This window comes from Streptomyces alkaliterrae (assembly GCF_007097205.2).
Taxonomy (GTDB): Bacteria; Actinomycetota; Actinomycetes; order Streptomycetales; family Streptomycetaceae; genus Streptomyces; species Streptomyces alkaliterrae.
Window position 1 is genome coordinate 1 of sequence record NZ_VJYK02000219.1, and the last position, 9,271, is coordinate 9,271.

The 9,271-nt window shown below is 73.3% G+C and carries 10 protein-coding genes; 8 read left to right on the forward strand and 2 right to left on the reverse strand.

What is annotated here, in order from left to right; all coding sequences use genetic code 11:
* The 8 genes from ribD to FNX44_RS18990 form a co-directional block, all read left to right on the forward strand.
* A partial coding sequence (gene ribD, locus FNX44_RS18955) for a bifunctional diaminohydroxyphosphoribosylaminopyrimidine deaminase/5-amino-6-(5-phosphoribosylamino)uracil reductase RibD (RefSeq protein ID WP_143649490.1) occupies positions 1–985 on the forward strand: 985 nt, incomplete at its 5' end.
* Positions 986–1,636, forward strand: coding sequence for a riboflavin synthase (locus FNX44_RS18960; protein ID WP_143649491.1), 651 nt, complete (start codon positions 986–988; stop codon positions 1,634–1,636).
* Positions 1,633–2,301 carry a nicotinamide mononucleotide transporter family protein gene (locus FNX44_RS18965; RefSeq protein ID WP_143649492.1) on the forward strand — a complete coding sequence of 223 codons (669 nt, stop codon included), beginning with the start codon at positions 1,633–1,635 and terminating at the stop codon, positions 2,299–2,301. The genes FNX44_RS18960 and FNX44_RS18965 overlap by 4 nt, the downstream gene beginning before the upstream one ends.
* On the forward strand, positions 2,298–3,686 hold the full coding sequence (locus tag FNX44_RS18970; RefSeq protein WP_143649493.1) for a bifunctional 3,4-dihydroxy-2-butanone-4-phosphate synthase/GTP cyclohydrolase II: 1,389 nt from the start codon (positions 2,298–2,300) through the stop codon (positions 3,684–3,686). The genes FNX44_RS18965 and FNX44_RS18970 overlap by 4 nt, the downstream gene beginning before the upstream one ends.
* 71 nt (positions 3,687–3,757) lie before the next feature.
* Positions 3,758–4,243, forward strand: a complete 486-nt coding sequence (ribH, locus tag FNX44_RS18975; protein WP_143649494.1) for a 6,7-dimethyl-8-ribityllumazine synthase — start codon at positions 3,758–3,760, stop codon at positions 4,241–4,243.
* Between the two features lie 33 nt (positions 4,244–4,276).
* The gene (locus FNX44_RS18980; protein WP_143649495.1) at positions 4,277–4,549 is read left to right on the forward strand and encodes a phosphoribosyl-ATP diphosphatase; all 273 of its coding nucleotides are present in this window, start codon (positions 4,277–4,279) and stop codon (positions 4,547–4,549) included.
* A gap of 122 nt (positions 4,550–4,671) precedes the next feature.
* On the forward strand, positions 4,672–5,520 hold the full coding sequence (hisG, locus tag FNX44_RS18985) for an ATP phosphoribosyltransferase (RefSeq protein ID WP_143649496.1): 849 nt from the start codon (positions 4,672–4,674) through the stop codon (positions 5,518–5,520).
* 10 nt (positions 5,521–5,530) lie between these two features.
* Positions 5,531–5,986 (forward strand): PH domain-containing protein, encoded by a 456-nt coding sequence (locus FNX44_RS18990; RefSeq protein WP_143649497.1) that lies wholly within the window; start codon positions 5,531–5,533, stop codon positions 5,984–5,986.
* 92 nt (positions 5,987–6,078) lie between these two features.
* Here the strand turns inward: FNX44_RS18990 and FNX44_RS18995 are convergent, their stop codons facing one another.
* Both FNX44_RS18995 and FNX44_RS19000 read right to left on the reverse strand, forming a co-directional pair.
* Positions 6,079–8,037: an AAA family ATPase gene (locus tag FNX44_RS18995; RefSeq protein ID WP_143649498.1), complete on the reverse strand. Its 1,959-nt coding sequence runs from the start codon at positions 8,035–8,037 to the stop codon at positions 6,079–6,081.
* A gap of 464 nt (positions 8,038–8,501) precedes the next feature.
* Positions 8,502–9,152 (reverse strand): uridine kinase family protein, encoded by a 651-nt coding sequence (locus FNX44_RS19000; protein WP_143649499.1) that lies wholly within the window; start codon positions 9,150–9,152, stop codon positions 8,502–8,504.
* Positions 9,153–9,271: the final 119 nt, after the last annotated feature.

The following is a 9,271-nucleotide window of genomic DNA, read 5'->3' on the forward strand; positions in this document are numbered from 1 at the left end:
GGTCGTGGGGGAGGGCTGGCACAAGCGGGCCGGCGGCCCGCACGCCGAGATCCACGCGCTCGCCGAGGCCGGTGACGACGCCCGCGGCGGCACCGCCGTCGTCACGCTCGAACCCTGCAACCACACCGGACGCACCGGCCCGTGCGCCCAGGCGCTGCTGGACGCCGGGATCAGCCGCGTCGTCTACGCCGTCGCCGACCCCACCCCGACCGCCGCCGGCGGCGCGGCCACCCTGGCGGCAGCCGGCGTCGACGTCGCTGGCGGACTGCTCGTGGAGGAGGCCGCCGCCGGCAACGCGGCCTGGCTGACCGCCGCCCGGCTGCGCCGCCCGCACGTCCACTGGAAGTACGCCGCGACCCTCGACGGCCGGACCGCCGCCGCCGACGGCACCAGCCGCTGGATCACCTCCGCCGCCTCCCGCGCGGACGTCCACCGGCTGCGAGCCGAGTCCGACGCCGTGCTGGTCGGCTCCGGCACCGCCCGCGCCGACGACCCGCACCTGGCGGTACGCGGCGTCTCGGGCGCGACGCAGCCGCTGCGCGTCGTACTGGACACCCGGGCGGACGCGGTCACCCCCGGCGCCCGGGTACTGGACGACGCCGCGCCCACCGTGGTCTTCACCGCCGAGGACGCCGACGCCCGCGCACTCGAGGAGGCCGGAGCGGAGGTCCTGCGGGTGCCCAGGGCCGCCGAAGGGCCGGGGCTCGACCTGGCTGCCGTACTCGACGCGCTCCACCGCCGCGACGTGCGCTCGGTGCTGCTGGAGGGCGGCGCGACCCTGGCCGCCGCGTTCCTCGCCGCCGGCCTGCTGGACCGGGTGACCGGCTATGTGGCCCCGGTACTGCTGGGCGCCGGCCCCGCCGCGCTCGCCGACGCCGGCATCGGCACGATCGGCGACGCCCGTCGGCTCACCCTCATCGAGACCGTCCGTCTGGGACCCGACCTGCGGATCACCGCGGTCCCCCACACCACCGAGGAGCCCTGAGTGTTCACCGGAATCGTCGAAGAGCTGGGCGAGGTCACCGCCGTCACGGACCTCGGGGACGCCAGTCGGCTGCGCCTCCGCGGCCCTCTGGTCACCAAGGACGCCGCGCACGGCGACTCGATCGCCGTCAACGGCGTGTGCCTGACGGTCGTGGAGAACGTCGACGGCGAGTTCACCGCCGACGTGATGGCCGAGACGCTGCGCCGCACCGGCCTCGGCGACCTCAACCCCGGCTCCCCGGTCAACCTCGAACGAGCCGTCGCCGTCGGCGCCCGGCTCGGTGGACACATCGTGCAGGGCCACGTCGACGGCACCGGCACCCTGCTGGAGCGCACCCCCGCCGAGCACTGGGAGGTGCTGCGCTTCGCCCTGCCCCGGCGACTGGCCCGCTACGTCGTGGAGAAGGGCTCCATCACCGTCGACGGCGTCAGCCTCACCGTGGTGGAGGCCGGCGACGAGCACTTCACGGTGAGCCTCATCCCCACCACCCTCGAACTCACCACCCTGGGCCGCCGCACGGTCGGCGAGCGGGTGAACCTGGAGGTCGACGTCCTCGCCAAGTACGTCGAGCGGCTGGTGGGCGCGGGCCTGGCGGACGGCGTCGGGCGCGTGACCGGCGCCGCCGAAGACCCCGGCGAGGTGACCGGATGAGCGCGCTCGGGGCACTCAACGACACCGCGTTTGTGGTGTTCGGCCAGAAGGTCATCTGGTCGGACATGATCGGGAACCTGCTGGGGCTTACCGCGCTCGCGCTCGGCTGGCGCCGCTCCCGCCTCACCTGGCCGGCGCAGCTACTGGCCGGCGTGGTGCTGGTCGCCGCCTACCACTCGGCGGAGCTCAGCGGGGGCGTGGGCAAGCAGCTGCTGGTCATCGCGGTGGCCGTGTGGGGCTGGCGGCGGTGGCGCAGCGGCGCCGCCGCCGGGGAGGACGGCACGATCGCCGTCCGCTTCGCCACCGGCCGCGAGCGTCTGGCGCTGCTCGCCGGCACGGTGGCGGGCACCGTCGCCGTGGGCACGCTGTTCACCGTGTTCCCCACCCTGTCGTGGAGCCCGTGGGCGGACGCCTACATCTTCGTCGGCACCATCGCCGCGATGGTCGCCCAGGCCCGCGGCCTGGTGGAGTTCTGGTTCGCGTGGCTGCTGGTCGACCTGGTCGGCGTCCCGCTGGCCTTCAGCAGCGGTCTGGTCTTCTCCGGACTCGTCTACCTGGTGTATCTCGTCCTGGTGTTGTGGGGCATGCGGGCCTGGTGGCTGCGCACCCGCCGCACCCCGGCGTCGGCCCAGCCGACGCGCACAGTGGAAGGAGCGGTGGCATGACCGCGCTGAGCAGCCTCCGGCAGTCCGTCGCCGAGTTGTCGTCCGAGGACCTCACCCTCGACCCGATCGAGCGGGCGATCGCCGACATCGCCGCCGGCCGCCCGGTCGTCGTCGTCGACGACGAGGACCGGGAGAACGAGGGCGACCTGGTGGTGGCCGCCGAGAAGGCCACCCCGGAGATCATCGCCTTCATGATGTCCGAGTGCCGCGGACTGATCTGCGTGCCGATGGAGGGCCCGGAGCTGGACCGGCTGGGGTTGCCGCAGATGGTCGGCCGCAACACCGAGTCGATGAGCACCGCGTTCACCGTCTCCGTCGACGCCTCCGCCGCGCACGGCGTCAGCACCGGCATCTCCGCCGCCGACCGGGCCACCACCATCGCGCTGCTCGCCGACGCCACCGCCGTCGCCGACGACTTCGTGCGCCCCGGGCACGTCTTCCCGCTGCGCGCCCGGGAGGGCGGCGTGCTCGTCCGGCAGGGCCACACCGAGGCCGGCGTCGACCTGGCCCGGCTCGCCGGGCTTCGCCCGGCCGCCGCGATCGTGGAGATCGCCGACCGGGACGGCACGATGATGCGGCTGCCGCGCCTGGTGCCGTTCGCCCGCGAGCACGGGCTGGCCATCGTCTCGATCGCGGACCTCGTGGAGTACCGCCGCGCCCGGGAGGCCGCCGAGTCGACCGGCCCGGCCGAGCAGGGCTCCGAGCCCGCCGCCCGGCCGGTGGAGCTGCCCGCCGTACTGCGTGAGGCGGAGACCCGACTACCCACCGCCTACGGCGAGTTCCGGGCGTTCGGCTACCGCTCCACCTCCGACGGCGTGGAGCACATCGCGCTGGTGGCGGGGGACGTCGAGGACGGCGAGGACGTGCTGGTGCGCATGCACTCCGAGTGCCTGACCGGCGACATCCTCGCGTCCCACCGCTGCGACTGCGGCCCGCAGCTCGCCGAGTCGCTGCGCCGCATCCAGGCGGAGGGCCGGGGCGTCCTGGTCTACCTGCGCGGGCACGAGGGCCGGGGCATCGGCCTGCTCCCCAAGCTGCGCGCCTACGAACTCCAGGAACGCGGCCGCGACACCCTGGACGCCAACGTCGAACTCGGCCTGCCCGCCGACGCCCGCGACTACGCCGCCGGTGCCCGCATCCTGACCGACCTCGGCGTGCGCTCCCTGCGGCTGCTCACCAACAACCCGGAGAAGGCGCGCGCGCTCGGCGAGCACGGGCTGTTCGTCACCGCCCGCGAGGCCGTCGCCGTGCAGGCGGGCGAGCACAACCTGCACTACCTGCGCACCAAGCGCGACCGGATGGGGCACGACCTGCCCTGGCTGGAGGAGGTCACGGAGGTGGCCGGACCGCACCTCTCCGCCGCCCTCTCCGCCTGCCGCGGCTGACCGCACACCACCCCTCACTCCACCCCCCAGAACCCGAAACACCCGACAAACCACCCCCGAAGGAGCCGACCGTGAGTGGCAAGGGCGCACCCGAGCTGACCGTGAAGAACTGCCAGGACCTGCGTGTGGCCGTCGTCGCCGCCCAGTGGCACGAGCAGGTCATGGACGGGCTGCTCTCCGGCGCCCTGCGCGCCCTGGGCGAACTGGGCATCCAGGAACCCACGGTGCTGCGGGTGCCCGGCAGCTTCGAGCTGCCCGTCGTGGCGAAGGTGCTGGCCGGCCGCGGCTACGACGCGGTGGTCGCGCTCGGCGTGGTCATCCGCGGCGGCACCCCCCACTTCGACTACGTGTGCCAGGGCGTCACCAACGGACTCACCCAGGTCAGCGTCGACACCGGCGTCCCGGTCGGCTTCGGCGTACTGACCTGCGACACCGAGCAGCAGGCCCTGGACCGGGCCGGGATCGAGGGCTCCACCGAGGACAAGGGCCACGAGGCGGTGACGGCGGCGGTCGCCACCGCCGCCACCCTGCGGACCGTGTCCGAACCCTGGCGCTGAGCGGCGGGGCGGAGCGCGTAGGCTTAGCTCACCATGGCCAACAAGACATTCGAGGAGCTCTTCACCGAGCTCCAGCACAAGGCCGCCACCGGCGACCCCAGCACCTCCCGGACGGCCGAACTCGTCGCCGCCGGCGTGCACTCCATCGGCAAGAAGGTCGTCGAGGAGGCCGCCGAGGTGTGGATGGCCGCCGAGCACGAGGGCGCGGACCGCACCGCCGAGGAGATCTCCCAGCTGCTGTACCACCTTCAGGTGATGATGGTCGCCCGAGGGATCTCCCTGGACGACGTATACGCTCATCTGTGACCGGAGCCCGTCTCCGGTGACACACCGCCCGCCCGTCAGCGCAGACGGCCGGGCCAGGCCCTCCCCTCCCATCCCGTACACCACCCCGTTGCCCGGGGCTCACGTCCACGAAGGAAGACCTCATGCTGCGCATCGCCGTCCCCAACAAGGGTTCACTGTCGGAGCCTGCGTCGGAGATGCTGCATGAGGCCGGCTACCGGCAGCGCAAGGACCGCCGGGAACTCGTCCTCGTCGACGCCGCCAACGAGGTGGAGTTCTTCTTCCTGCGTCCGCGTGACATCGCGGTCTACGTCGGCTCCGGCAAGCTGGACATCGGCATCACCGGCCGCGACCTGCTGCTGGACTCGGGTGCGGACGCGGAAGAGATCCTGCGGCTGGGCTTCGCCTCCTCCACCTTCCGGTACGCGACCCGCCCCGGCACCGCCGAGCACGTCAGCGAGTTCGGCGGCATGACCGTGGCCACCTCCTTCCCCGGCCTGGTCGCCGCCCACCTCGCCGACCAGGGCGTGGACGCCTCCGTCGTCCGGCTCGACGGCGCGGTCGAGACCGCGATCCAGCTCGGCGTCGCGGAGGTCATCGCCGACGTCGTGGAGACCGGCACCACGCTGCGCAACGCCGGGCTGGAGATCATCAGCGAGCCGATCCTGGAGTCGGAGGCCGTTGTCATCCGCAGCCGCAAGGCGGTCGCCGACGATCCGAAGGTCGGCCAGTTCCTCCGCCGTATGCAGGGCGTCCTGGTCGCCCGCCGCTACGTGATGATGGACTACGACATCCGGGCCGAGCACGTGGAGAAGGCCGTCCAGCTCACCCCGGGTCTGGAGTCGCCGACGGTCTCCCCGCTGCACGACAAGGGCTGGGTCGCGGTCCGTTCCATGGTGCCGGCGGCCGAGGCCCAGCGGATCATGGACGATCTGTACGAGCTGGGCGCCCGGGCGATCCTCACCACCAACATCCACGCCTGCCGCGTCTGAGGCGACTCCTGTGTCCTCCACCTCCCCGCAGCCGCCGGCCCTGCCGGTCACCTTCCGCCCGACCCGGACCAGGGTCGTCCTGCTCAGCGTCGGCGCGGCGATCCTGGTCGTGCTCGGCGTGATCGGTCTCGCGCTGGACCTCGCGCCGGGCGAGCGGATCTCCTTCATCGCCGTCGGCCTGCTGTGCTTCGGTGTGCTCGCCCTCCTCAGCCGCCCCCGGGCGACCGCCGACGAGGACGGGCTGACCGTCGTCAACCTGACGAGGACGCGCCGACTGGCCTGGGCGGAAATCGTTCGGGTGAACCTGCGCACCGGTGACCCCTGGGTGATGCTCGACCTCTCCGACGGCACCACCTGGGCCGTGATGGGCATCCAGCCGGGCATCGGCAAGCACCGGGCGCTCGAGGACGCCGCCGCGCTGCGCACGCTCGCCGAGCGACACGGCAGCGGCCGCGAGGAGGGCTGAGCGCACACCGCCGGCCCGAGCGCACAACGTCAGCTGTGCCGACGACGTCGCTCCACACCGCCGCCCGCCGTGTCGCCACGGCGGGCGGTGTCTCACAGCGGCGGCTCCTGGCGCGGGCCCGCCGGTCCGCGCCCGCTCAGCACCTCCCCGTAGGCCTGCATCAGGTCCGGCAGCCGCAGGGTCGACAGGTCCTCCCTGCCGGGCTCGCCGCGGTACCCCGAAAGCCGCAGGTCGCGGTAGGCGCAGCTCTTCTCGTACAGCGTGCGCAGGAAGCGGCCGTTGCCCAACTCGTCGATCCAGCCCTGCTCGACCACGTGCCCGGCGATGCTGCGCAGCTCCTCCAGCGACTCCTCGTCCCACACGTCGTTGTTGTCCGCCGCCAGCACCTCCCCGATCGCCGTCAGCTCCAGCGGGCGGTAGCTGGGGAAGTCGATACGGGTCGTGAACCGCGAGCCGAGCCCCGGATTGACCGCCAGCAGCCGGTCCATGCCCTCCGGATAGCCCGCGAGGATGACCACCAGCCGGTCCCGGTTGTCCTCGGCGCGCTTGAGCAGCACCTGTAGGGCCTCGTCCCCGTAGGCGTCGCCCTTGGCGTAGCCGGAGTTGGACAGACTGTACGCCTCGTCGACGAACAGCACACCGCCGAGCGCCGAGTCGATCAGCTCGTTCGCCTTAACCGCCGTCTGGCCCAGGAACTCCCCGACCAGATCGGCGCGTTGGGCCTCCACCAGATGGTCGCCGCCGAGTAGACCGAGCGCGTAGAAGACCCGGCCGAGGATGCGGGCGACGGTGGTCTTGCCGGTGCCGGACGGCCCGGAGAACACGAAGTGCCGTTTCGGGGGCTGTACCGGCAACCCCTGCCGGGCCCGCAGCCGGGCCATCCGCAACTGCGCGGAGAGCGCCTTGACCTGGCGTTTCACCGGCTCCAGGCCGACCATGCGCTCCAGTTCCTCCAGCGCCTGGGCCAGCAGTACCGGATCGGTGGGACCGGACGGCCAGCCGCCCCCGCTCCGGCCGGCGGTGGCGCGGAAGCGCTCCCGAACCGCGTCCGCCTCGGCCGGTACGGACAGCGGGACGGACGCCTCGCCCTCCTGCTGGGACCGTCCCGCCTCACCACCGCTCGCGGTGGGCGCCGGGTCGGTGGCCGTGGGGGAGCCGGCGGTCGTCGCGGCGGGAGGCGTGGAGGAGCCCGCGCCGCCGGGGGGCGATCCGGGCGGCGGCCCCTCGGGAACCGCCTCGGTCAGTACCGCCGACGGCATGCCCGAGGAGGTGTTGACGCCGTCCCCCTCGGTGATCGCGGTCAGTCGGGCGGCGGTGTCCATGAACGCCGGATCGACCCGGTGCACCGCGCGGTACAGCGGCAGTGCCGCCGCGCTGCGCCCCGTCCCCTCCCGCGCCCGGGCGAGCCAGTAGCGCAGTTCCTTGCGCTGCGGCTGCTCGCTGCGGCAGCGCATCAGGGCCGCCGCCAGCAGGGGCTCGGCCTGGCCGTACATCTCCAGCCGGACCCGGGCCATGCCGGCGAAGAGCCCGGCCTCGATGCCGAGCAGGGGATCGCCGACAAGCGACTCGGTGTGCGCCACCAGCGCGTCCCAGTCCTTGGCCAGGTACGCGCGGCAGGCGTGCAGGAACCGCACCTGCGGGTCCGCGTCGGCCGGTGGGCACCCGGCCAGCGCCTGGTCCAGCTCGGCCAGATGCCGCCCGTCGAGCCAGTGGGAGGCGTGTGCGAGCAGCAGGTCACGGCCCGACTCCAGGACCGGTTGCACCCACCAGCCCAGCCAGTACCAGGAGTTCAACGTCCGGTGGTGGCGGGAGCGCTGCTCCCCGAAGCGGTGCCGGTGCTCGTACATCCGCAGGAGCGCCTTGGTGGTGTCCGCGCGCAGCGCGTGCAGCCCCAGCCAGGCGTCGGCCATGCCCGGGTCGAGGCGGACGGCGGTACCGAACTCCTCCTCGGCCTGCACGTAGCTGCCGACGGTGTACGCGTCCACGCCCCGCAGCCACGCCAGATCGGCCGGCGCGTGCGGCTCCAGCGGATCCTGCATACCGAAGTCCATTGACCTCCCCCACAAAACGTCCCTCTGCGAGGAGCTTGCCCGCGTCCGGACGTGACCACAACAGCTTTGCCGCGCAGGGGCGTTGCGGCCCTGAGTGGTTGTCAGCCGGACCACCCGCGGCCCTCGCATGCTACCCGTCGGCGCGGCCGGTCCGAAGGCGCTCGGGCGGGCCGGAACCTGGGCCTTCGGCCGACCGCATGTGCCCGTGGCATCGGTGGCGTACGGTCGCTGATCACTGTGGGTGAAAGACGTGGCACGGGGCCCGCGCGGGCGGGTGGTTCCGGGGCGCCCGGCGCACAGGACGAAGCCCCCGGTCACGGGGGAACAACCGGGGGCTTCGCGATCATGGAGGTCCGTACAGACTGCTCTATATGGAACGTAATCGCTCAATGCGGGCCCGGTCAAGCATCCCGAAAGAGTGAAGGCGTGGAACGTGTCGTCCGCCCGCCCCGGCCGACCGGCGGCTACGGAGCGTCAGGGGCGACCTGCTGTCGCGGATGGCCGGCTGGGCCCGGGAACACCCGGAACCCCACCCTCCCTTCGGGTGACTGCCGGACCAGCCAGTGGGCGTGCGGGCGCGTCGGATCGCTGTGGAAGTGCGCCTCCTCGGCGGCCATCCAGATCTGCCAGAAATCCGCCAGTTCGGGGCCGTCCCGGTGCCGGCCGCGTTCCCAGGCGGTCTTCCTGGGCAGCTCCGACCACAGCACGGCCGCCAGGTGCGGGCGCAGCGCCCGGCGCCCGGCGCCGACCCCCTCCACCAGGATCAGCGGCGCCGGCGGCAGCGGTCGGGTCCCGCTCGCGGTCCGGTTGCTCCAGTCGTACACCTCGTAGCGCGCCTCCCGGCCCTCCGAGAGCGGGTCGAGCACCTGTTCGGTCAGCCGCGGCAGCCAGCTGAACAGTTCGTCGTGACTGGCCACGTCGTCGAGGTGCAGTACGGGAGCACCACCGGTGAGCGCCGACAGCCGGGCGGCCAGCGTGCTCTTGCCCGAACCCGCGTGCCCGTCCACCCCGACGAGCCGGACCGGGCCGCAGGACGGAGCCAGGCGGGCCAGGCGGGTCGCGAGTTCGTCGAGGCCGCCTCCGGTGGCCGGCGGCCAGTTCGGTCCACTGCTCATCTGCTCGCGCTCCGGTTCGTCAGGCCCCTGGGGACTGTCCGCGCCGGCGCGGGGCGCCCTCCGCTCGCCGGGTGACGGACGGAGGACAACATACGGTGCCGCCCGCCCCGCCGGGAACC